Origin of the sequence: Pseudomonas savastanoi (genome assembly GCF_020917325.1) — a bacterium.
Classification (GTDB): Bacteria; Pseudomonadota; Gammaproteobacteria; order Pseudomonadales; family Pseudomonadaceae; genus Aquipseudomonas; species Aquipseudomonas amygdali.
This window is the reverse complement of the sequence record NZ_CP076652.1, coordinates 367,417-389,067: the sequence shown is the minus strand read 5'-3', so window position 1 is coordinate 389,067 and position 21,651 is coordinate 367,417. Positions and strand designations below refer to the sequence as shown.

Sequence of the window (21,651 nt, the reverse complement as noted above, 5' to 3'; positions counted from 1 at the left end):
CCTTCAATTATTTCTACTATTTTCAGGAAATAACTGACGACACGCCTACAGTCTAAGAATCCCGTTTTCCATTCGTCAGACTACTTGAGGTTGTACCGATGTCTCAGGAACCACTTGTTCGTGACGCTGATGTGGCTGCTTTCCGCGCCGCTGTGCTCGCCAAACTCACCTATTCGGTGGGCAAGGACCCCGACCATGCGTTTGAGCATGACTGGTTTGAAGCTGTTGCCCTTGCCGCCCGCGACCACATGGTCGAACACTGGATGGACCACACGCGGCAGATTTATCGCAAGGTCCAGAAGCGCGTTTACTACCTGTCTCTGGAATTCCTCATTGGCCGACTGCTCTACGACAGCCTGAGCAACCTCGGCCTGCTGGAAGTGGCTCGCGAAGCATTGACCGAGCTGGGTGTGGATATCGAACGTATCCGCTTGCTTGAACCGGATGCTGCGCTGGGCAACGGCGGCCTGGGCCGTCTGGCGGCGTGCTTCATGGAAAGCATGTCGACCCTGGGCATCGCTGGGCACGGTTACGGCATTCGTTACGAGCACGGACTGTTTCGGCAGGGCATCGTCGATGGCTGGCAGCAGGAACAGACCGAAAACTGGCTGGACTTCGGCAACCCGTGGGAATTCGAGCGTCCTGAGGTGGTGTACTCCATCGGCTTCAGTGGCAGCGTCGACACCGTGGTGACCGAAGCGGGCGACTCGCGTCAGGTCTGGCGTCCGGGCGAAACCGTTCGGGCCATTGCTTACGACACCCCTGTGGTCGGCTGGCGTGGCAAAAGCGTAAACACCCTGCGCCTGTGGCGCGCCCGTGCGGTGGAAGACCTGCATCTGGAACGTTTCAACGCGGGCGACCACTTTGGCGCCGTCGCCGAAGTAGTGCGCGCCGAAAGTATTTCCCGCGTGCTGTACCCGAACGATGCAACCGAAGCGGGTCAGGAACTGCGCCTTCGCCAGGAATACTTCTTCGTTTCCGCATCGCTGCAGGATTTGCTGCGCCGCCATCTGAACCAGCACGCCACGCTGACCGATCTGCCAGACCATGCAGCGATTCAGATGAACGACACGCACCCGTCCATTGCGGTGGCCGAGCTGATGCGTCAGTTGATCGACAACCACAACATTCCGTGGGACACCGCCTGGAAAATCACCGTCGGCACCCTTGGTTACACCAACCATACGCTGCTGCCGGAAGCGCTGGAGACCTGGTCGGTCGGCCTGATGGAGCGGATGCTGCCGCGCCACATGCAGATCATCTACCTGATCAACGCACAACACATCGACACACTGCGCGCCAAAGGCGTCGACGACGTCAATGTGCTGCGTGCGGTATCGCTGATCGAAGAAGACAATGGTCGTCGGGTACGCATGGGCAACCTGGCGTTCCTCGGCTCGCACAGCGTCAACGGCGTTTCGGCGCTGCATACCCAACTGATGCGCAAGACCGTGTTCGCCGAGCTGCACAAGATCTATCCGGAGCGGATCAACAACAAAACCAACGGCATCACCTTCCGCCGCTGGCTGTTCCAGGCCAACCCGAAGCTGACCGAAATGCTCGTCGAAGCGCTCGGTGAGGACGTTCTGGACAATGCCGAGACGCGCCTCAAAGAGCTTGAGCCGTTCGCCGAGAAGTCGTCGTTCCGCAAGCAGATGGCCGATCAACGCCTGCACAGCAAGCGCGCACTGGCAGCGATCATTCATGAACGCCTGGGCATTGCCGTCAACCCTGCAGCGATGTTCGACGTTCAGGTCAAACGGATTCACGAATACAAACGCCAGTTGCTGAACCTGTTCCATACCGTTGCGCTGTATCAGGCGATTCGTGCCGAGCCAGGCACAGACTGGGTTCCGCGGGTGAAGATCTTCGCCGGCAAGGCGGCGGCCAGTTATCACTCGGCCAAACTGATCATCAAGCTGACCAACGATATCGCCCGGACCGTGAACAACGACCCGACGGTGCGTGGCCTGCTGAAAGTGGTGTTCATGCCCAACTACAACGTCAGTCTGGCGGAGAGCATCATCCCGGCAGCCGACCTGTCCGAGCAGATATCCACGGCAGGCCTGGAAGCTTCAGGGACCAGTAACATGAAGTTCGGCCTCAACGGCGCGCTGACCATCGGCACGCTGGACGGTGCCAACGTGGAAATGAGCGAGCAGGTCGGGCTGGAGCACATGTTCATCTTCGGCATGTCCTCGCAACAGGTCGAAGCCCGCAAGCGCGCAGGCGAATTCAACGCACATGGAGACGTGGCGGCATCGGGGCGTTTGAACGATGTACTGCAAGCGATTCGTGGCGGCGTGTTCTCGCCGGATGATCCGAACCGTTACGCGGGACTGATCGATCAGCTGCTGGATTATGACCGCTTCCTGGTCTGTGCCGACTTCGATTCGTACTGGGCAGCACAGGCCAAAGTCGAGGAACGCTGGCACGATTCCAAGGAATGGTGGCGCTCGGCGGTGCTCAACACCGCACGCATGGGCTGGTTCTCTTCGGACCGGACCATTCGCGAGTACGCCGGCGACATCTGGAAGGCGCTGGACTGACTCGGAGCCTGAACATACTTACACAACCCCCGTGGGAGCGAGCTTGCTCGCGAAGAGGCCATTAAGGTCTCCGCAAAGAAGGCGCTCGAAACGACGCCTTCGTGAGCAAGCTCACTCCCACAAGCGCCTCAAGGATCTGTCTCAGTCCTGCAGAGACTCTGGTGCCCCCCGGCATAAAACATTACAAACGATGTCCGCCCGCCCCTATATACTGCGCTCGATGAACCTTCACACATCGAAAAGGATGTCGTCGCGTGCTTTGGATTTGTCTGGTGGTGGGCGGTGCAGCGCTGGGCTACGCGCTTAGCTATGACGAGTGGGCAGGTTCGCTGATCGGCGCAGTCATGGCCTGGGCCGTCTGGGCGGGCATTCGCATGCGCCTGCTTGGCAGGCAATCCGCCGACCAACTGCAACAACTGCTCGCAACCCGCCAATCCCTCGATGCCCTTGAGCAGCGCCTGAGCGCGCTCGAGCGTCAGTCCACATCCGGCGTGCCACCTGCGCAGGACGCCGCGCCGCTTCCAGTCGATGCGATCATTATCGAGGCACCCACTGATGGCCCCGAGCTGATCTGGGACCTGCCAGACGAAGAGCCGCAGGCAACAGGGTCTGTCGAACCCGCCACCGAAATCCGTCAGCCTTCAAAGGCAGCACAGCCCAATCTGCCGGACAGCGCCATCAATCGCGCAAAAGACTGGCTGCTGGGCGGCAATACGGTACTGCGAGTGGGCGTAGTGGTGCTGTTTCTCGGGCTGGCCTTTCTGCTGCGCTACGCCACCGAAGGCATGGTCGTACCGATTGAAGCACGCTACGCCGCAGTCGCCGCCAGCGCGCTGGCCCTGCTCGGCCTGGGTTGGTGGCTGCGTTTGCGCAACGGCCCTTACGCGCTGATGTTGCAAGGCGCAGGCGTAGGCGTGTTGTACCTGACCGTCTTTGCGGCGATGAAATTGCACGCCCTGCTCGATCCGGCACCGGGCTTTGTGCTGCTGGTAGCGATCACCGCTTTCTCGGCCATTCTGGCGTTGACACAGAATGCTCTGGCCCTGGCCTGCGCCGGTGCGCTGGGTGGATTCGCAGCACCACTGCTCGCGTCGACCGGGCAAGGCAGCCACATCTCGCTGTTCAGTTACTTTGCCCTGCTCAACGCGGGCATCATTGCCATCGCCTGGTTCAAGGCCTGGCGCATTCTCAACCTGATCGGCTTTTTCGGCACTTTCGGCATCGGTTTCGCCTGGGGCATACGGGCTTACACCCCCGAGCTGTTCTGGAGCACCGAGCCCTTTCTGATTCTGTTCTTTGTGATGTACCTGGCCATCGGCCTGCTGTTTGCGCGTCGCAAGCTGCTGGAACTGACTGACGCGCCAGCGGATGCCAGTCGCGAAACACAGCTGCGCTGGTCGGCACGTCAGGGTGATTACGTCGACGGCACCCTGCTGTTTGGCACGCCAATCGTCGGGTTCGGCCTGCAATACGCGCTGGTCGAACACCTTGAGTTCGGTGCCGCGCTCAGCGCGCTCGCGCTGGGCCTGATCTACATGGGGCTGGCACGCTGGCTGGCGGCACGTGCGACCGGTCGAACCGTTTTGTTGATGGAAACCTGCCTGGCGCTGGGCGTGGTGTTTGCCACGCTGGCCATCCCGCTGGGTCTCGGTTCGCAATGGACGACCTGCGCGTGGGCCGTGGAAGGCGCAGCGGTTTTCTGGCTGGGCCTGCGCCAGCACCGCAAGCTGGCACAGGTTTTCGGCCTGGTGTTGCAGGTGTGCGCCAGCGCAATGCTGATCAGTGATTCAGACAATTCCAGCTGGGCTGGCGACTACTGGACACCGATGATTCTGGCCATCGCGGCCCTGATCAGCGCCTGGAGCGTGTTCCGCTTCAACACCCTGATGATCATCGATCAGAAAATCGCCAGAACGGTACTGACGATATGGGGCGCGATCTGGTGGGCGGCTTCATTGATCAGCGTCGTGCAACTGTACGCACCGAACAGCGTGCAGACGCCACTGCTGTTGATCGCGGCTGCGCTCAGCGTAGCTATCTGGGCAGTGCTGGCCCTGCGTCTGCACTGGCCAGACCTCGCCGTATTGTGCAGCGTACTCACCCCAGTCAGCGCCCTTCTGTTACTGGGCTCGCTGAGTGAGCATTACCACCCGGCCGCGAACTGGGGCTGGCTGGCCTGGGCAGCCGTGTTCGCCGTGCATCTGCTGACCTTGCACTATCTGGCAGACACGCTGCCGATCCTCGCGCAACGTATCGCTCACACCACAGGCTGCCTGTTGATCATCGCCGTACTGGCGCTGGAATTGCGTTTCGGCCTGTTGCAGCTGTCCGAGTCCTACAACGCCTGGCGCTGGCTGGGCTGGGCGATTCTGCCCAGCCTGTTCCTGCTGGCGATGAGCTCAGAGCGTCAGTGGCCATGGCCGGTGAAGGCTTGCCCCGAGGCCTACCATGTCGGGGCCGCGGCACCACTGGCGACATTGATGCTGGCGTGGTTCTGGCTGGCGAACACGTTCAGCGACGGTGCGGCGGAACCGCTGCCCTATATCCCGCTGCTCAACCCGCTGGAAATCGGCCTGCTGCTAGCTCTGGCCGGGGTATGCCTGTGGATACGCAAGTACCTCACACGCCCTCGCAATGCTGCCTTGCTGGTGGCAGGCGCTTCACTGTTTGCACTCGTCACGGCAATGGTCATGCGCACGGCGCATCATTGGGCTGATGTGCCATGGAACACCGGGGCGCTGCTCGACTCGATGCGCGTCCAGGCCGGGTTATCGATAGTCTGGACGCTGATGGCACTGGCCCTGATGATCGGCGGTCATATGCGCAGCAACCGCGAGCTCTGGCTGGGCGGCGCAGCATTGATCGGCGTGGTGGTGATCAAGCTGTTCTTCGTCGAGCTGAGCAACCGTGGCGGCATGGAGCGAATCGTCTCGTTCATCGGTGTTGGCATTCTGCTACTGGTGGTGGGATATTTCGCACCATTGCCGCCGAAACACTCTGCCAGAGAGGTCGGCGAAGAACCCGGCCCAGGCCCGACCGCCGCGCCGGATAAGCTATGAGGAAAACGTTCTTGAGTCATCCCGCCATGAAGATCGCCGTGCTTGGCCTGGCCTTGTGCACGGCGGTAACCGCCGTCGCCCAGGACAAGCCGACGGACTTTGCCAGCCAGACCCCACTGAGCCTTAGCGGCGACGGGCCTTGGTATCGCATCGAGTTACCGCTTGCCGTCCAGTTGAATGCCCGGCAGGGCGACCTGGGTGATGTGCGCGTGTTCAATGCCGAAGGCCAGCCGCAGGCTTATTCGATCACGCCGCGACAGCCTGCACGCGAGCAGGAACCCACGCCGATCCCGGTCAAATGGTTTGCCCTGTACAGCACGCAGGAAGCAGGCGATGCCGCGCCGGTCATCCGTATCGAGCGCTCAAGCAACGGCAGCGTGATCGAGGTCCAGCCGCAAAGCGATATCGAGGCTGGTGAAGAAGTGCTGCGCGGCTGGTTGCTGGACACCAGCGCGATCAAGGCGCCACTGGAGCAGCTGGTGATCGACTGGAGCACCGAGCGTGAAGGTTTCCAGAACTTCAGCATCGAAGCCACTGATGACCTGCAGCACTGGCGCAACTGGGGCGAAGGGCAGGTTGCCCGGCTGTCATTTGCCGACGAAGTGATTGAGCAACGTGAAGTCGGCCTGCCCGGCCAGAGCGCCCGCTACCTGCGTCTGTTGTGGCGCGCCCCGCACAGCGCCCCCCTGTTGATCTCCGCCCACCTGCTCAGCGCCAGCACTGAAAGCCCGACCCCGCCGCTGACCTGGTCGCCACCGGTCAAGGGCGTCGTCGAAAGCCCCAACGAATATGTATGGCAACTGCCGAGCGGCTTGCCGGTAGGGCGCGTCAAGGTCGATATTGCCCAGCCAAACAGCCTCGCACCGGCGACGCTTTACGGTCGGATGGACGCGAAACAACCCTGGCAGCCGATCAGCAGTGGCCTGTTGTACCGGTTATCGCAGAACAACAGCGATGTCTTGCAGGACCAGCTGCAGTTGTCCGGGCGCATCGTTCAACAGCTAAAACTGGTGGTGGATGATCGCGGCGGCGGGCTGGGCAGTGAAGCGCCGCAGTTGAGCGTGGCCGTGCCTGCCACGGAAATCGTATTCCTGGCACGCGGTGAAGGGCCCTTCACGCTGGCCATCGGCAACCCGAACGTCAAGGCGGCGAACCTGTCGCTGGCCACCCTGATCCCCGACTTGAGTCCGGAAAAACTGGCCTCGCTCGGGACAGCGGAACCCGCTACGGCATCTGTTGCCAACATGGCAGCTGCGCCGATAGCGGTGCCGCAGAGCATGGACTTCAAACGCCTCGGGCTTTGGGCTGTTCTGCTGCTCGGGGTACTGTTTCTGGGCTGGATGGCGTTCAGCACGCTGCGCGCATCAAAACGCTGAAACACACAGGCTGTCGGGTGCGCTTTGCCCGACATCTGAACTGAAACAGTCATAAGCCAGTCTGATAGCAGTATTACGTCGCCACTCGCGTTAAACTGCGCGGGTTTTCATACCCCCTATTTTCGGAGCTATCCATGTCCCGCGTTACACTAAGTCGTTACTTGATTGAGCAGACTCGCAGCAACAACACCCCTGCCGATCTGCGCTTCCTGATCGAAGTTGTGGCGCGCGCATGCAAGGAAATCAGCCACGCCGTTTCCAAAGGCGCGCTGGGCGGCGTACTTGGCAGCATGGGCACCGAAAACGTTCAGGGCGAAGTGCAGAAAAAGCTCGATGTGATCTCCAACGAGATCCTGCTCGAGGCCAACGAATGGGGCGGTCACCTGGCCGGCATGGCGTCCGAAGAAATGGACAACGCCTACCAGATCCCGGGCAAATACCCGAAGGGCGCGTACCTGCTGGTTTTCGACCCGCTGGACGGCTCGTCGAACATCGACATCAACGCTCCGGTCGGCACCATCTTTTCGGTACTGCGTTGCCCGAACGAATACCTCAGCCAGAACGAAGCGCTGAATGAAAAGGCCTTCCTGCAGCCGGGCACCGAACAGGTCGCCGCCGGTTACGCCATCTACGGCCCGCAGACCATGCTGGTGCTGACCCTGGGCGACGGCGTGAAAGGCTTCACGCTGGACCGCGAAATGGGCAGCTTCGTGCTCACTCACGAAGACATCAAAATCCCGGAGTCCACCCAGGAATTCGCGATCAACATGTCCAACCAGCGCCACTGGGAAGCCCCGGTACAGCGCTACGTGAACGAGTTGCTGGCCGGCGAAGAAGGCCCGTTGAAAAAGAACTACAACATGCGCTGGGTCGCTGCGATGGTGGCCGACGTGCACCGTATCCTCACCCGTGGCGGTCTGTTCATGTACCCGCGCGACAGCCGCGAGCCTTCCAAGCCGGGCAAACTGCGTCTGATGTATGAAGCCAACCCGATGTCCTTCCTGGTCGAGCAGGCTGGCGGCGCGTCCACCGACGGTCATCAGCGCATTCTCGACATTCAGCCGGAAGGCCTGCACCAGCGCGTAGCGGTGTACCTGGGCTCGAAAGAAGAAGTCGAACGCGCTACCGCGTATCACAAAGAGTAAGAAGGCTTGCTGTGCGCCAGTGGTGATTCGGCCCGTCTGAATCACCACCCGGCGACAGGCAAACGAGCATTCGATGATGCGTTCGGCACAGGCCTGCGGGCCAACCATCTGATCTACGGCATAAATCCTTGCGCCGTCCGGGAACCAGATTCCCTTTTTCTCTTCTAAGCTTGCGGTACTGCGCCAGCCAGCCTCCGCTTGCACTGCGACGCGACCCCCTTCCGTTCAGGAGCTACACCCATGTCCTTGCGCACTGTCGCGTTACTCTCGTTCTGCGTATTTCTGGCTGCCTGCAGCAAGATCACCCAGGAAAACTACTCGAAAATTTCCGCCGGCATGCCCAAGGCACAGGTCGAATCCTTGCTGGGCAGCCCGACGGAATGTTCCGGTGCACTGGGCATGTCCAGTTGCACATGGGGTGACCAGAACACCTTTATCAGCGTGCAGTATGCGGCAGACAAGGTTGTGCTGTTCTCGGGTCAGGGTCTGAAATAATCCATGATCAAGGTACTGGTACGTTTTGGAATTTGTGTCATGGCCAGCTTTCTGGCCATCGGTTTTGCCCACTCGGCTGACAACCTCGAACCAAGGACAGTCGACAGCGTCGACCTCAAGCAATATCAGGGCACCTGGTACGAGATCGCCCGCCTGCCAATGTTTTTCCAGCGCAAGTGCGCCCAGTCCGAGGCGCTTTACGCGCTCAAGGACGACGGCAACATTGCGGTGACCAACCGTTGCCGCACTATCGAGGGCAAGTGGGAAGAAGCAAAGGGCACTGCCTCGCCGCAAGTACCGGGCAAGACCGACAAGCTGTGGGTAGTGTTCGATAACTGGTTCTCGCGCCTGCTGCCGGGCGTTGCCAAGGGTGACTACTGGATTCTGGACGTCAGCGAAGGCTACCGGACCGCCGTGGTCGGCAACCCGGACCGCAAATACCTGTGGCTGCTGTCGCGCACACCGACCGTCTCCGCATCGGTCAGGGAAAACATGCTTAGCAAGGCTCGTCAGCAAGGCTACGACACGTCCCGCCTGATCTGGCGCGAAGATGATTCGAAGATCGGCAAGGGCGAGAAGTAAGCGGGCTGGAACAGGCGTCCGCAAGAACATTATTGATCATCGTGCGACGCTCTGCGTCGCATGCCTTTCTGGACGCTCCGCGTCCGATTTTCGATGGACGGCGCGGCGCAGATTTGTGACGCGGAGCGTCACCCACGGCATTCCCACGCTGGAGCGTGAGGAACGATGAGCGTCGTGGCAGGAAAGTGAGGAACGCCAGACGTCCGCAAGAACACTATCGTGCCCATGCTCCGCGTGGGCATGCCGTTCTGGACGCTCTGCGTCCTCTCTTGCATCAGCCGAGCAATTCCCTCAATACCTGCGCGAACTCGCGGTTGCTTTGTTCTTCTGCGGCGTGTCGCCCTTCACGTATGACCCAGCGTCCATTCACTGCCACGTCGCGAATCTGTCGGTCGCTGCCAGCGAACAACCAGCGGTTGAGGATGGCGTCGCCCGAGGCCGTGGCGATGTACGGGTCGTTGCCATCCAGCACCAGCCAGTCAGCGCGTTGTCCCACTTGCAGTGCACCAACGTGCTGCCCCAGCGCCTGCGCGCCACCCGCGAGCGCGGCGTCGTACAAGGTGCGGCCAACCATCGGTTGATCACTGCGATACAGCCGGTTACGGCGCTGATCGCGCAGACGCTGGCCATACTCCAGCCAGCGCAACTCCTCGACCACGCTGAGCGAAACGTGACTGTCCGAGCCAATTCCCCACCGGCCACCCTGGGCAATGTAGTCCACCGCCGGAAAGATACCGTCGCCCAGATTGGCCTCGGTGGTCAGGCATAACCCGGCCACCGCGCCGCTGTGCGCCATCAGTTGCACTTCATCCGCCTCGGCGTGGGTCGCATGCACCAGGCACCAGCGGTTATCCACAGGGGCATTTTCATACAGCCATTGCAGCGGACGCCGACCGCTCCAGCTCAGGCAGTCATCGACTTCCTTCTGCTGTTCCGCGATATGGATGTGCACAGGGCACTGCTGGTCGCTGGCCGCAAGCACTTCACTGATCTGCTGTGGCGTCACCGCACGCAGCGAGTGGAAGCACAGACCCAACTGCTGCGCGGGCTGAGCCGCCAGAACCGGGCTTAGACGAGCCTGCAAATCCAGATAGCTGTCAGTGCTGTGGATAAACCGGCGCTGCCCTTCGTTGGGTGCCTGCCCGCCAAACCCCGAGTGGCTGTAAAGCACCGGCAGCAGGGTCAGGCCGATGCCGACCGAACTTGCCGCCTGACTGATCTGCACGGCCAGTTCGGCAGGATCGGCATAGGGTTTGCCGTCCAGGTCCTGATGCACGTAATGAAATTCGGCAACCGAGGTGTAACCGCCCTTGAGCATTTCGATGTACAGCTGGCGAGCGATAACGCCCAGTTGCTGCGGACTGATGCGCCCTACCAGGCGATACATGAGGTCGCGCCAGGTCCAGAAACTGTCGTTGGGGTTGCCCGCCACTTCCGCCAGCCCGGCCATCGCCCGCTGAAACGCATGAGAGTGCAGGTTCGGCATGCCAGGCAGCAACGGGCCACTGACGATTTCGGCACCCTGCCGATCCGCATTGGCCTCGATGCGGGTCAAAACGCCTTCCTGGCTGACCTCCAGACGCACATTGTTGGCCCAGCCGTCGGGGAGTAACGCGCGCTCGGCAAAGAAGGCTGACATTGACTTCACACCTCATCACTGTAATTTGTATATACATATACAGACGTTTAAGCGACCGGTAAACCTTCGGCACGCTTGCCGAGCAGCAGGTTAATGGTTAGCGTGGCGCTCTCAGGCGTCTGAATCATCGTCAAAACGTCATTTTGAAAACAAGGACTCACACGTGTCGACTCCGCCCGCCTCTTCTTCCTTGGCAGCCCAGATGGGCGAAAGTCCCGCACCCTTGTACGCCCGCGTCAAACACATGATCGCCCTGCAGATCCAGAATGGCACCTGGCCGCCGCACCATCGCGTACCGTCGGAAAGCGAGCTGGTGACGCAACTGGGTTTCAGCCGCATGACCATCAACCGCGCCCTGCGTGAGCTGACCGTTGAAGGTTTGCTGGTGCGCATGCAGGGTGTTGGCACTTTTGTCGCCGAACCCAAAAGCCAGTCGGCGCTGTTCGAAGTGCATAACATTGCTGACGAGATCGCCGCGCGCGGCCATCGCCATACCTGCAAGGTCATGGTGCTAAAGGAAGAAGCCGCAGGCTCCGAGCGCGCCCTGGCGCTGGACATGCGCGAAGGCCAGCGGGTGTTCCATTCACTGATCGTGCACTACGAGAACGACATTCCGGTACAGATCGAAGACCGCTTCGTCAACGCCCAGGTCGCCCCGGACTACCTCAGGCAGGACTTCACCCTACAGACGCCTTATGCCTATCTGTCGCAGGTTGCACCGCTCACCGAAGGCGAGCATGTGGTCGAGGCGATCCTCGCCGAAGCCGATGAATGCACGTTGTTGCAGATCGATGTCGGAGAGCCCTGTCTGCTGATTCGTCGCCGTACCTGGTCAGGCCGCCAGCCCGTCACCGCTGCGCGCCTGATCCACCCCGGCTCCCGCCATCGCCTGGAAGGACGCTTTACCAAATGAGCCAGACTCGCCTCCTGCGTGCCGTCGACTACCCGCGCATGCCGTGGAAAAACGGCGGCGGCAGCACTGAAGAAATCGCTCGCGATGCAGGCCAGGACCTCGACGGTTTCGGCTGGCGGCTGTCGATCGCCGATATTGAAACCTCGGGCGGCTTCTCGGTGTTCGCCGGTTATCAGCGCATCATTACCGTCTTGCAGGGCGCAGGCATGACGCTGGACGTGGACGGCATTACCAGCCGCCCGCTGCTGCCATCGGATCCGTTCGCGTTCAGCGGCGACAGTGAAGTCAGTTGCACGCTGCTGGACGGGCCGATTCGCGACTTCAATCTGATCTATGCTCCTCACCGTTACACGGCACGCCTGCACTGGATAGACGTGCGCCATCCGCAACGGCTGTTCAGTTCAGCCAGCACATTCGTGCTGTTCAGCATGGCCGAGCAGGTAGCGATAAGCGTGAACGGCCAGCCGTGGGAAATTCTCGGTAAACTTGATTGCGCTCAGGTTGATAATTCTAGCGGCTTGATGGAAGTCGAACTGCAATCACCTCGCGCCAGTCGTTGCTGCCTGATCGAACTTACTGCCACGGGCCTGTAGACGCATTCCTGGCACTTCATTACAAAAACAGCCTTGCACTCAAGGATGACCATGACTCAACTTTTCAACCGGGAAACGCCCAGAGGCGTTGCCGTTCTCGCCCGTTTCCTCGCCTCCGAATCAGCAGGCGGCATCGTCTTGATGGCGGCAGCGCTGGCCGCCCTTATCGTCGCCAACTCTCCTCTTTCGGCGAGCTATTTCTCGATTCTGCATAGTGTCTGGCTGGGCCTGTCGGTGGAGCTGTGGATCAACGACGGGCTGATGGCCATCTTTTTTCTGATGGTCGGCCTGGAGATCAAACGCGAAGTGCTGGCCGGCGGCCTGGCAACCTGGGGACAACGCGCCCTGCCCGGCTTTGCAGCGGCGGGCGGCATGCTGGTGCCTGCGCTGATCTACATCGCAATTAACTGGGGCAACCCGCAAACCCTCAGCGGCTGGGCGATTCCAGCGGCCACCGACATCGCCTTCGCCCTCGGCGTGCTGTCGCTGCTGGGCAATCGGGTGCCGACCTCGCTGAAAGTCTTTCTGGCCGCGCTGGCGATTCTCGACGACTTGGGTGCTGTGACCATCATCGCGTTTTTCTACAGCTCGGGGCTGAACCTGCCGATGCTGGCCGCCGCATTCGCAACCCTCGCCGTATTGATCGCGCTGAACCGCCTGAACGTCCGCCGCCTGCTGCCCTATTTGCTGCTCGGCGCGCTGCTATGGTTCTTCGTCCTGCAATCGGGCGTACACGCCACGCTGGCCGGTGTGGCGCTGGCGCTGTGCATCCCGATGGGCAAGCCCGAGGAGGAAGCACGCTCGCCGCTGCTGTTTCTTGAAGAAAAGATGCATTACTGGGTGGCGTTCGCCGTGGTGCCGATCTTCGGTTTTGCCAATGCGGGTGTATCACTTTCCGGCATCACCCTGGCAAACCTGATCGACCCGGTGCCGCTGGGCGTCGCATTGGGCCTGTTCGTCGGCAAGCAGATCGGTGTGTTCCTTGCCGCAGTGCTGGCGATTCGTGCCGGGCTGGCGACATTGCCGGAAGGCAGCAACTGGGTGCAGTTGTACGGCGTCGCTATTTTGTGCGGCATCGGCTTTACCATGAGCCTGTTCATCGGCAACCTGGCGTTTCCTGGTTCGCAGCACCTGATCGATGAAGTAAAAGTCGGCGTGCTGATCGGCTCGGGCCTCGCGGCAATCGCCGGTATTTTGCTGCTGCGCAGCCGTTTCAGCCGGCACTGAAAAAATATTTTCAAATCACTGCATCCAGATGGGTTTCTCGCGGGTAGTACATTCAGCAGCCACTTCGAGTTGCTGAGCGCGGTTAAACCCTCTGGAGATTTCTGCATGAACGCAAAACGCTTGCTCTGCCTTGCTGGTAGCACCCTGGCTTTCACTTGCCTGTCATCCATTGCCATGGCTCAGACTGACCTGCCCGAAAGCGTCCGGGTACCGGCCGGCAACAAAGTCAGCATGACCACCACCGGGGTTGGCGAGATCACTTACGAGTGCCGCGCCAAAGCCAACATGCCCAATGAGATGGAGTGGGCATTCGTCGGTCCCAAGGCCGTGCTCAATGACAAGAGCGGCAAACAGGTCGGCACCTACTACGGCCCACCGGCCACCTGGGAAGCCAAAGACGGCTCGAAACTGACCGGCACTCAGGTTGCTGTGGCGCCGTCGAGCGCAGGCAGCCTGCCGTACCAACTGGTCAAGGCCAACCCGGCTGAAGGCAAGGGCGCGATGACGGGCGTGACCTACATTCAGCGCGTGGCCTTGAAAGGCGGCGTAGCCCCGGCCAAAGCCTGTGCAGAGAGCAACAAGGGCGCGAAGGAAGTGGTCAAGTATCAGGCGGACTACCTGTTCTGGACCGCCAGCTGATCAATGCGCTTAATCAGGTGACCGTGCAACAGTAGGCTATGCTGCTGCACGGGAGCCTCGTGATGTCAGCGAGGCAGTAGTCTTCCTTTGATGGCGGATCATCTTGTCCTCGCACGAATCTCTCTTTGATTACGAAGCAACGTTGCAGGCCTGCGCTCGCGGTGACAAGCAGGCCTTGCAGCGTCTTTATCAACAGGAAAGCGCGCGGCTGCTCGGCGTCGCTCAGCGGCTGGTGCGTGACCGGGCGCTGGCTGAAGACATCGTGCATGACGCATTCCTGAAAATCTGGAGCCACGCGGCCAGCTTCGATGCTTCGCGTGGGTCGGCACGCGGCTGGGTGTTCAGCGTGACTCGCCACCTGGCGCTGAATACGCTGCGCAACACGGCACGCGAGGTGCGCGTCGAGGATGACGGCAGCGAAGATCATCATGAACAGGCGACTCTGGAAGGCTGGCAGGAAACCGGCGATGCCTTCGATTGGCGGGTCAATCCGGGGCGCATTACCTCATGCCTGGAGCAACTTGAACCGGTGCGCCGCAACTGTGTTTTTCACGCTTATGTAGACGGCTATTCGCATCAGGAAATCGCGCAGAAAATTGGCGCGCCATTAGGTACGGTCAAAGCCTGGATCAAGCGCAGCCTGACGGCTTTGCGGGAGTGCATGGGATGACCCGACCTTCAGACGACAACCTTCATGACCTGGCGGGCGAGTATGTGCTCGGCACCCTGTCGGCACAGGAAAGGCTCGACGTACAGCGTCGCCTGCCCCACGAGCCTGATTTGCAGGCGGCCATCGATGCCTGGGAACAGCGCCTGCTGCCTCTGACAGAATTGGCCGAACCGGTTACGCCATTGCCCGGTCTGTGGGATCGCATCGAGCGTGACTTGCTGGAGCTGGCAGCGCCTGCCAAAGCGCCACACAGACAGCGAGTGCGCTGGTGGGACAATCTGTCGGTCTGGCGCGGTCTGGCGGGGGCTGGATTAGCGGCGTCGCTGGTGCTGGGCATGACGTTGCTGACCCGCGAGCCGGCGCAACCGTCCTACCTCGTGGTATTGGTCGGGCCGCAGGACAAGGCGCCCGGCTGGGTTGTGCAAGCCAGCAACTCGCAGGAAATCCAGCTTATTCCGCTGGGCGTATTCGAGGTTCCGAACGACAAGGCGCTGGAGTTCTGGACCAAGGGTGACGACTGGCAAGGCCCGGTCTCGCTCGGGCTGGTCAAGCCGGGTCAGAGCCTGCATGTTCCGTTGGACAAACTGCCGCCGCTGCAACCCAATCAGCTGTTCGAACTGACCCTGGAGAAGTCCACCGGCTCGCCAATCGGCAAGCCCACCGGGCCGATCCAGTTCATCGGCCGGGCGGTGAAGGTGATCTGATAACGGAGCGTTCTCACTTCTTGCTGCAATCATCCTGTTGCAGCAGGTTGGCCTGAGTCAGGTTGCAGTCTGCCGGTACGCTGCGCGTCAGCCAGACATTGCCGCCGATGGTCGAACCCTTGCCAATGGTGATGCGCCCCAGAATGGTCGCACCCGCGTAGATCACCACGTCGTCTTCAACGATTGGATGCCGTGCATGGCCTTTCTGCAACTGGCCGTCCTCGTCCGACGGGAAGCGCTTGGCGCCCAGGGTAACGGCCTGATAGATCCGCACCCGCTCGCCGATGATCGCGGTTTCGCCAATTACCACGCCTGTTCCATGGTCGATAAAGAAGCTCGGGCCGATCTGCGCGCCCGGATGAATGTCGATACCGGTCGCCGAATGGGCGATCTCCGAGCTGATGCGCGCCAATAATGGCAGACCGGCGCGATACAAATGGTGCGCCAGACGATGGTGGATCACCGCCAGAATGCCGGGGTAGCACAGCAGCACCTCATCGACGCTGCGTGCGGCCGGGTCGCCGTGGTAGGCGGCCAGGACGTCGGTGTCCAGTAACAGACGAATACCCGGCAGGGCCATGGCGAAACCCTGAATCAGCTCGAGCGCTCGCGCATCGATGCTCTTCAGGTCACCGCCCTGCTGATGGGCCACATAGCGCAGCTCCAGGCGGGCCTGGGCCAGCAGCGCATTGAGTGCCACATCCAGCGTATGCCCCACGTAGAAATCTTCGCTTTCTTCACGCAGGTCCACCGGGCCCAGGCGCATCGGGAACAGTGCGCCGCTCAAGGCTTCAAGAATCTCGCCCATGGCCGCACGCGAAGGCAGCTCACGCCCACCGTGTTCACCGCTCACTCGCCTGTTGCGAGCCCGCCAGTCTTCACGCGCGCCGCGCAACTGGCTGACGATCCGCTGCAACTGCCAGTGGCTGGAGCTGCCGTCGGCGGATGCTTCTGGAATATCGCTCACGCTTGACTCTCCTTGATGTGAAGGGTGGCGACCGACAGTGCTGGCCGCTGCTGTTGCCACTCTACGGCAAACATTCAGGCGAAAAAAACAACAATTTCTGTAGGAATACGCCAGCAGTGCCGTAAGCACAGATAAGTTGCCGTGCGGGAAACGTCTGCCTATAGTCCGGTGACTCTTTACACGGCTTACCGACCACCATGATCAAAAATCAGCTTGCCCGTTTCAATCGCCTGGACTTGATCAGCGCGCCGACGGCTCTGGAAAAGCTTGAGCGCCTGTCGATCTGGGCAGATCGCGATATCTACATCAAGCGTGATGACACCACCACACTGGCGCTGGGCGGCAACAAGGTCCGCAAACTCGAGTACCTCGCCGCAGACGCGCTGGCCCAAGGCGCCGACACGCTGATCACTGCGGGCGCTATCCAGTCCAACCATGTTCGCCAGACCGCGGCCCTGGCGGCGCGTCTGGGCCTGGGCTGCGTGGCGCTGCTGGAAAACCCCATCGGCACCGAAGACCCGAGTTACCTGAAAAACGGCAATCGCCTGCTGCTGGAGCTGTTCGATGCGAAGGTCGAGCTGGTCGAAAACCTCGACAACGCCGACGAACAACTGCACGCGCTGGCTGCGCGTCTGCGCTCCAGCGGCAAGAAGCCTTATCTGGTGCCCATCGGTGGCTCAAGCCCGGTCGGTGCGCTGGGTTATGTTCGTGCCGGGCTGGAACTGGCTGAGCAGATCAAGCAGACCGGCATCGACTTTGCGGCGGTTGTTCTGGCCTCCGGCAGCGCGGGCACCCACAGCGGCCTGGCGTTGGCACTGGCTCACGAGTTACCGCAATTGCCGGTTATCGGCGTGACCGTTTCGCGCAGTGAAGAAGCACAACTGCCCAAAGTGCAGGGCTTGGCCGAGCGCACGGCAGAATTACTGGATATCGCCCTGCCGGAGCATTTCAAGGTTGAACTGTGGGACGAGTATTTCGCTCCGCGTTATGGCGAACCGAACGCCGGTACGCTGGCGGCGATCAAGCTGGTGGCCAGCCACGAAGGGCTGTTGCTGGACCCGGTTTATACCGGCAAGGCCATGTCCGGCTTGCTGGATGGCATTGGCCGTCAACGCTTCAACGACGGCCCGCTGATCTTTCTGCACACTGGCGGTGCTCCGGCGCTGTTTGCCTACCCGGATGCGTTCGATCAGTAACTTTTCAGCCGGCGCAGCTTTTATGCCTTTTGATAGGAAAAATAACTTTTTTTGTTATTTTTCCTCATAAGCAGATGGCTATATAGTCGCGCCCGGCAGGCAACAACTCTGATGCAACACCTGACGTAACTGCCTGAAAAAAAGCTGAATAATCAGCACGATGTTGCTTGAGTCGGGTCAGAAAATGGCCAGACACTTCCATACCAACAAGGGGCTCGCATGAACATTTCCGCTATTCGTCGCACGTTTCTTTTCTCGGCACTGGGCTTGATGCTCGGTACCGGTATCGCCGGGCAAGCCATGGCTGGCGAGCAACTGCAGAAAATCAAGGATAGCGGCACGCTTAATGTGGGCCTTGAAGGCACTTACCCGCCGTTCAGCTTCGTCGATGAAAACGGCAAGCTCACCGGCTTCGAAGTCGAGTTTTCCGAAGCGCTGGCCAAGGAACTGGGCGTGAAAGCCAAGATCCAGCCATCGAAATGGGACGGCATTCTGGCCGCTCTGGATTCCAAGCGTCTGGATGTGGTGATCAATCAGGTGACCATCTCCGAGGAGCGCAAGAAGAAGTACGATTTCTCTGAGCCCTACACCGTGTCCGGCATTCAGGCGCTGGTTCTGAAGAAGAACGCAGACACCATCAAGACAGCCAAGGACCTGACCGGCAAGAAGGTTGGCGTGGGGCTGGGCACCAACTACGAACAATGGTTGAAGGAAAACGTCCCGGGCGCAATCGTCAAAACCTATGACGATGACCCGAGCAAAATCCAGGACCTGAGCGTAGGCCGTATCGACGCGATTCTTGTTGACCGTCTGGCAGCTCTGGAAATGGCTACCAAGACCAAAAACAAACTGGTGCCCGCAGGTGACGCGTTTTCACGTCAGGAGTCCGGCATTGCCCTGCGCAAAGGCGAACCCGAGTTGCAGGCAGCTATCGACAAGGCGATCGACAAACTGCGCGCGGACGGCACCCTGGAAAAACTGTCGAAGAAATACTTCAACGCTGACGTCACCAAATGATCGAAGAGAGCCTTCAGCTCGCGCTGGACTCCGCGCCCTTTCTGCTCAAGGGCGCGTATTACACTGTCTTCCTCAGCCTGGGCGGGATGTTTTTCGGGTTGCTGCTGGGCTTCGGCCTGGCATTGATGCGCCTGTCGCGCCTCAAACTGGTGAACTGGATTGCACGCATCTACGTGTCGTTCTTTCGCGGTACGCCCTTGCTGGTTCAGCTGTTCGTGATTTATTACGGCCTGCCGGAACTGGGTATCCAGCTTGAACCCCTGAGCGCGGCACTGATCGGCTTTTCGTTGAACATGGCCGCTTATGCTTGTGAAATTCTGCGTGCGGCCATCAGCTCTGTGGAACGCGGTCAGTGGGAGGCTGCCGCAAGCATCGGCATGACCCGCTGGCAGACCATGCGCCGGGCCATACTGCCGCAAGCAGCACGCACGGCCTTGCCGCCGCTGGGCAACAGCTTCATTTCGCTGGTCAAGGACACCGCGCTGGCCGCCACCATTCAGGTGCCGGAGCTGTTCCGCCAGGCGCAGTTGATCACCGCACGCACCTTTGAAATTTTCACCATGTACCTGGCCGCCGCACTGATCTACTGGATCCTTGCCACGGCGCTCTCGCACCTGCAAAACAAGCTGGAAGCCAGGGTCAACCGGCATGATCTGGAGACCTGACGCATGATAGTCGTTGAAAAACTCACCAAGAAATTCAAGGGCAATCAGGTGCTCAAGGGCATCGATCTGCGTATCGAAGCCGGGGAAGTCGTCGCCATCATCGGTCCCAGTGGCTCGGGCAAGACCACCCTGCTGCGCTGCCTGAACCTGCTGGAGACACCAGATAGCGGCAGGATCAAGGTGGGCGACATAGAGATCGATGGAACACGTTCCATGAACCAGCAACAGGGGTTGATTCGCCAGTTGCGCCAGCAGGTAGGGTTCGTGTTTCAGAACTTCAATCTGTTTCCGCATCGCACAGCGCTGGAAAACGTCATTGAAGGCCCGGTAGTGGTCAAGAAGGTCGCGCGGGAAGCCGCCGAGGCGCTGGGCAGGAAACTGCTCGCCAAGGTCGGTCTGACCGGCAAGGAAGACGCCTACCCGCGTCGTCTCTCGGGCGGGCAGCAGCAGCGCGTGGCCATTGCACGGGCGCTGGCGATGGAGCCGCAAGTGATTCTGTTCGACGAGCCAACCTCGGCACTGGACCCGGAACTGGTTGGCGAGGTGCTGACCACTATTCGCGCCCTGGCCGAAGAAAAGCGCACGATGGTAATCGTCACCCACGAAATGAGCTTTGCACGGGAGGTCGCCAACCGGGTGATCTTCATCGACAAGGGGGTGATCGTGGAGCAAGGCGAAGCCAAAGCACTGTTCGCCGACCCTAAGGAAGAGCGCACACGGCAGTTTCTTGAGCGCACTCGTCACTGATCATGCCGGTAGGTCCCCAAAAAAGCAGCGTCCATCAACGGCGCTGCTTTTTTCTTACATTTCAGAAGGCGTTAATCGTTCAAGATCCTTGCTCAATTCCCGCGTAATTTTCCGAAAAATCATCGAAATAATAAAATCGGCCTACGTCAGCTCTCATACCTGATTCGTAGTCGGCTGGCCTGAGACACACGCCCCTTGCCGAACACCCTCTTCTGAGCCCTCCTCTGTCGGTTACTGCCTGTTGCTATGGGTACTTTGTGGTAGGACGATTGTTTATCGCGAAGTAAACAGTTCCAAATAAACCGTGTAGGAAGTCTCCGGTTTTCAAGTAAAACACTAGCAAACGTCACCCGCATATTGACAAGTGCCCGCAAAGCCCATTAGCTCACACACATCATTCAGTTAGTGAGACACCAAAGTTTCAAGTCGCCTTTTCATACCATTTGTAATGTTTGCCATAAGTTGGATATTTAAGGTACTTATCCCACCGTCTTAACCGCACCTCTTATTCCTTCAACATGACAATTTATGACGAATCTTTACTTGAACTATTGATTATCAGGAGCACCTGTACATGAGCCAAATCATTTGCAAACCGACCCCTCTGGGCCTGTCCGCCCCTTCCATACCGCTGGCCAGCCGACATGGCATAGGCGTGAGAGGCGCCTCTCAACTGCTTGTTCATGTGGAACCCTACGACAGCATGGACGAGGGAGACCTGATCGAACTGTTCTGGGACGGCTGTTACGTCGCGTCAAAAATATTGAAGGCATCCGACATCGGCAAACCCGTTGTCCTACGTGTGCCGGAAAGCTTTCTACAGAACGGCAAGGCAAGAACTTACTACCGGGTCATGAAAATAGGCGGTGTGCCCGTCACCTCGCCCTGCCGCAAGCTGTGGGTGAAGCTGAACGCCCCAGGCGGACAATTGGTCAGCACCAACACGGAAGAAAACCAAGGGCTGGCACCGCTGTATGTTGTGCCATCGGTGATACGCCGAGGACTGTCGCGCAGGCACCTGGAAGGCGGTTTGCCGATGACCATCGAGCCGTACCTGAACATGGCTGTTCACGACGAGATCACTGTGCGCTGGGGCGATTTGCGTATGGACCTGCCACCGCTTGTTGCCGAAGACGTCGGTGAACCTGTCGACCTTGTCGTGCCGCCCGAGCTGATACTGGAAGGCGGAGAGGAACAACAACTGGAAGTGACTTACTGTGTTATCGACCGCGTGGGTAACAACTCGCTCTGGGCTCCGCCGCGGGTAATAAGGGTTCAGCCACTGGGCCATTCAACTGATTGAATACGACGAATCGAATAATCGAGGCTCCTTAAAAAATCACCAGCAAAATGGCCGGCACGGTAATAGCAGTCATCAATAAAATAAACATTGGTAACTTATGTCCGCTACTTTTTAAACCTCTGCCGAGCGTGCAATAAACGGCGAAATCATTCAGGCGTCAACGGT

Annotated in this window: 19 protein-coding genes; 17 read left to right on the top strand and 2 right to left on the bottom strand. The window is 59.9% G+C overall.

Going from position 1 to position 21,651, the window contains the following annotated elements; genetic code table 11:
* Window positions 1-98 precede the first annotated feature (98 nt).
* From KP808_RS01800 to KP808_RS01775, 6 genes are all read left to right on the top strand, one after another.
* Window positions 99-2,549, top strand: coding sequence for a glycogen/starch/alpha-glucan phosphorylase (locus KP808_RS01800; protein WP_219170797.1), 2,451 nt, complete (start codon window positions 99-101; stop codon window positions 2,547-2,549).
* A 254-nt stretch (window positions 2,550-2,803) separates the two neighbouring features.
* Window positions 2,804-5,608: a DUF2339 domain-containing protein gene (locus KP808_RS01795; RefSeq protein ID WP_230017340.1), complete on the top strand. Its 2,805-nt coding sequence runs from the start codon at window positions 2,804-2,806 to the stop codon at window positions 5,606-5,608.
* 26 nt (window positions 5,609-5,634) lie between these two features.
* Window positions 5,635-6,984 carry a DUF3999 domain-containing protein gene (locus KP808_RS01790; protein ID WP_230018780.1) on the top strand — a complete coding sequence of 450 codons (1,350 nt, stop codon included), beginning with the start codon at window positions 5,635-5,637 and terminating at the stop codon, window positions 6,982-6,984.
* A gap of 134 nt (window positions 6,985-7,118) precedes the next feature.
* Window positions 7,119-8,129: a class 1 fructose-bisphosphatase gene (locus tag KP808_RS01785; protein WP_004666507.1), complete on the top strand. Its 1,011-nt coding sequence runs from the start codon at window positions 7,119-7,121 to the stop codon at window positions 8,127-8,129.
* 240 nt (window positions 8,130-8,369) lie between these two features.
* Complete coding sequence (gene bamE / locus KP808_RS01780) at window positions 8,370-8,624, top strand: outer membrane protein assembly factor BamE domain-containing protein (protein ID WP_002551616.1); 255 nt, start codon at window positions 8,370-8,372, stop codon at window positions 8,622-8,624.
* A 3-nt stretch (window positions 8,625-8,627) separates the two neighbouring features.
* The gene (locus tag KP808_RS01775) at window positions 8,628-9,206 is read left to right on the top strand and encodes a lipocalin family protein (RefSeq protein ID WP_058408285.1); all 579 of its coding nucleotides are present in this window, start codon (window positions 8,628-8,630) and stop codon (window positions 9,204-9,206) included.
* Window positions 9,207-9,480: 274 nt separating this feature from the next.
* Here KP808_RS01775 and KP808_RS01770 read toward each other — a convergent pair whose 3' ends face one another.
* The gene (locus tag KP808_RS01770; RefSeq protein ID WP_230017339.1) at window positions 9,481-10,845 is read right to left on the bottom strand and encodes a formimidoylglutamate deiminase; all 1,365 of its coding nucleotides are present in this window, start codon (window positions 10,843-10,845) and stop codon (window positions 9,481-9,483) included.
* 202 nt (window positions 10,846-11,047) lie between these two features.
* Between KP808_RS01770 and hutC the strand changes: the two genes are divergently transcribed.
* The 6 genes from hutC to KP808_RS01740 all read left to right on the top strand — a co-directional run bounded on the left by hutC (window position 11,048) and on the right by KP808_RS01740 (window position 15,591).
* Window positions 11,048-11,758 (top strand): histidine utilization repressor, encoded by a 711-nt coding sequence (gene hutC, locus KP808_RS01765; RefSeq protein ID WP_230018778.1) that lies wholly within the window; start codon window positions 11,048-11,050, stop codon window positions 11,756-11,758.
* On the top strand, window positions 11,755-12,351 hold the full coding sequence (locus tag KP808_RS01760) for a HutD/Ves family protein (protein ID WP_230017338.1): 597 nt from the start codon (window positions 11,755-11,757) through the stop codon (window positions 12,349-12,351). The genes hutC and KP808_RS01760 overlap by 4 nt, the downstream gene beginning before the upstream one ends.
* A 51-nt stretch (window positions 12,352-12,402) precedes the next feature.
* On the top strand, window positions 12,403-13,578 hold the full coding sequence (gene nhaA / locus KP808_RS01755; RefSeq protein ID WP_230017337.1) for a Na+/H+ antiporter NhaA: 1,176 nt from the start codon (window positions 12,403-12,405) through the stop codon (window positions 13,576-13,578).
* A gap of 105 nt (window positions 13,579-13,683) precedes the next feature.
* Window positions 13,684-14,217 carry a DUF3455 domain-containing protein gene (locus KP808_RS01750; protein WP_058408288.1) on the top strand — a complete coding sequence of 178 codons (534 nt, stop codon included), beginning with the start codon at window positions 13,684-13,686 and terminating at the stop codon, window positions 14,215-14,217.
* A 103-nt stretch (window positions 14,218-14,320) separates the two neighbouring features.
* Window positions 14,321-14,887, top strand: a complete 567-nt coding sequence (locus tag KP808_RS01745; RefSeq protein ID WP_122258868.1) for a sigma-70 family RNA polymerase sigma factor — start codon at window positions 14,321-14,323, stop codon at window positions 14,885-14,887.
* Window positions 14,884-15,591 (top strand): anti-sigma factor, encoded by a 708-nt coding sequence (locus tag KP808_RS01740; protein ID WP_230017336.1) that lies wholly within the window; start codon window positions 14,884-14,886, stop codon window positions 15,589-15,591. The genes KP808_RS01745 and KP808_RS01740 overlap by 4 nt, the downstream gene beginning before the upstream one ends.
* 13 nt (window positions 15,592-15,604) lie before the next feature.
* On the opposite strand, the gene epsC is transcribed toward KP808_RS01740, so the two are convergent.
* Window positions 15,605-16,558 (bottom strand): serine O-acetyltransferase EpsC, encoded by a 954-nt coding sequence (epsC, locus tag KP808_RS01735; protein WP_057434071.1) that lies wholly within the window; start codon window positions 16,556-16,558, stop codon window positions 15,605-15,607.
* Window positions 16,559-16,755: 197 nt separating this feature from the next.
* On the opposite strand from epsC, the gene KP808_RS01730 reads away from it, so the two are divergent.
* The 5 genes from KP808_RS01730 (at window position 16,756) to KP808_RS01710 (ending at window position 21,486) form a co-directional block, all read left to right on the top strand.
* Window positions 16,756-17,754, top strand: coding sequence for a D-cysteine desulfhydrase (locus KP808_RS01730; protein WP_002551606.1), 999 nt, complete (start codon window positions 16,756-16,758; stop codon window positions 17,752-17,754).
* Between the two features lie 219 nt (window positions 17,755-17,973).
* Window positions 17,974-18,771, top strand: coding sequence for a cystine ABC transporter substrate-binding protein (gene tcyJ / locus KP808_RS01725; protein ID WP_005778615.1), 798 nt, complete (start codon window positions 17,974-17,976; stop codon window positions 18,769-18,771).
* Window positions 18,768-19,436 (top strand): cystine ABC transporter permease, encoded by a 669-nt coding sequence (tcyL, locus tag KP808_RS01720; protein ID WP_002551604.1) that lies wholly within the window; start codon window positions 18,768-18,770, stop codon window positions 19,434-19,436. Before tcyJ ends, tcyL begins: the two co-directional genes overlap by 4 nt.
* A gap of 3 nt (window positions 19,437-19,439) precedes the next feature.
* Window positions 19,440-20,183 carry an L-cystine ABC transporter ATP-binding protein TcyN gene (gene tcyN / locus KP808_RS01715; RefSeq protein WP_005743147.1) on the top strand — a complete coding sequence of 248 codons (744 nt, stop codon included), beginning with the start codon at window positions 19,440-19,442 and terminating at the stop codon, window positions 20,181-20,183.
* 574 nt (window positions 20,184-20,757) lie between these two features.
* Window positions 20,758-21,486 carry a hypothetical protein gene (locus KP808_RS01710; protein ID WP_058402801.1) on the top strand — a complete coding sequence of 243 codons (729 nt, stop codon included), beginning with the start codon at window positions 20,758-20,760 and terminating at the stop codon, window positions 21,484-21,486.
* Window positions 21,487-21,651: the final 165 nt, after the last annotated feature.

Excerpts from the sequence above, each read along its gene's own strand:
- nhaA (WP_230017337.1), top strand. The coding sequence starts at position 12,403 with ATGACTCAACTTTTCAACCGGGAAACGCCCAGAGGCGTTGCCGTTCTC.
- KP808_RS01770 (WP_230017339.1), bottom strand. The coding sequence starts at position 10,845 with ATGTCAGCCTTCTTTGCCGAGCGCGCGTTACTCCCCGACGGCTGGGCC.
- KP808_RS01710 (WP_058402801.1), top strand. The coding sequence starts at position 20,758 with ATGAGCCAAATCATTTGCAAACCGACCCCTCTGGGCCTGTCCGCCCCT.
- tcyJ (WP_005778615.1), top strand. The coding sequence starts at position 17,974 with ATGAACATTTCCGCTATTCGTCGCACGTTTCTTTTCTCGGCACTGGGC.
- KP808_RS01785 (WP_004666507.1), top strand. The coding sequence starts at position 7,119 with ATGTCCCGCGTTACACTAAGTCGTTACTTGATTGAGCAGACTCGCAGC.
- bamE (WP_002551616.1), top strand. The coding sequence starts at position 8,370 with ATGTCCTTGCGCACTGTCGCGTTACTCTCGTTCTGCGTATTTCTGGCT.
- KP808_RS01800 (WP_219170797.1), top strand. The coding sequence starts at position 99 with ATGTCTCAGGAACCACTTGTTCGTGACGCTGATGTGGCTGCTTTCCGC.
- tcyN (WP_005743147.1), top strand. The coding sequence starts at position 19,440 with ATGATAGTCGTTGAAAAACTCACCAAGAAATTCAAGGGCAATCAGGTG.
- tcyL (WP_002551604.1), top strand. The coding sequence starts at position 18,768 with ATGATCGAAGAGAGCCTTCAGCTCGCGCTGGACTCCGCGCCCTTTCTG.
- hutC (WP_230018778.1), top strand. The coding sequence starts at position 11,048 with ATGGGCGAAAGTCCCGCACCCTTGTACGCCCGCGTCAAACACATGATC.
- KP808_RS01740 (WP_230017336.1), top strand. The coding sequence starts at position 14,884 with ATGACCCGACCTTCAGACGACAACCTTCATGACCTGGCGGGCGAGTAT.
- KP808_RS01790 (WP_230018780.1), top strand. The coding sequence starts at position 5,635 with ATGAAGATCGCCGTGCTTGGCCTGGCCTTGTGCACGGCGGTAACCGCC.
- KP808_RS01750 (WP_058408288.1), top strand. The coding sequence starts at position 13,684 with ATGAACGCAAAACGCTTGCTCTGCCTTGCTGGTAGCACCCTGGCTTTC.
- KP808_RS01730 (WP_002551606.1), top strand. The coding sequence starts at position 16,756 with ATGATCAAAAATCAGCTTGCCCGTTTCAATCGCCTGGACTTGATCAGC.
- KP808_RS01775 (WP_058408285.1), top strand. The coding sequence starts at position 8,628 with ATGATCAAGGTACTGGTACGTTTTGGAATTTGTGTCATGGCCAGCTTT.
- KP808_RS01760 (WP_230017338.1), top strand. The coding sequence starts at position 11,755 with ATGAGCCAGACTCGCCTCCTGCGTGCCGTCGACTACCCGCGCATGCCG.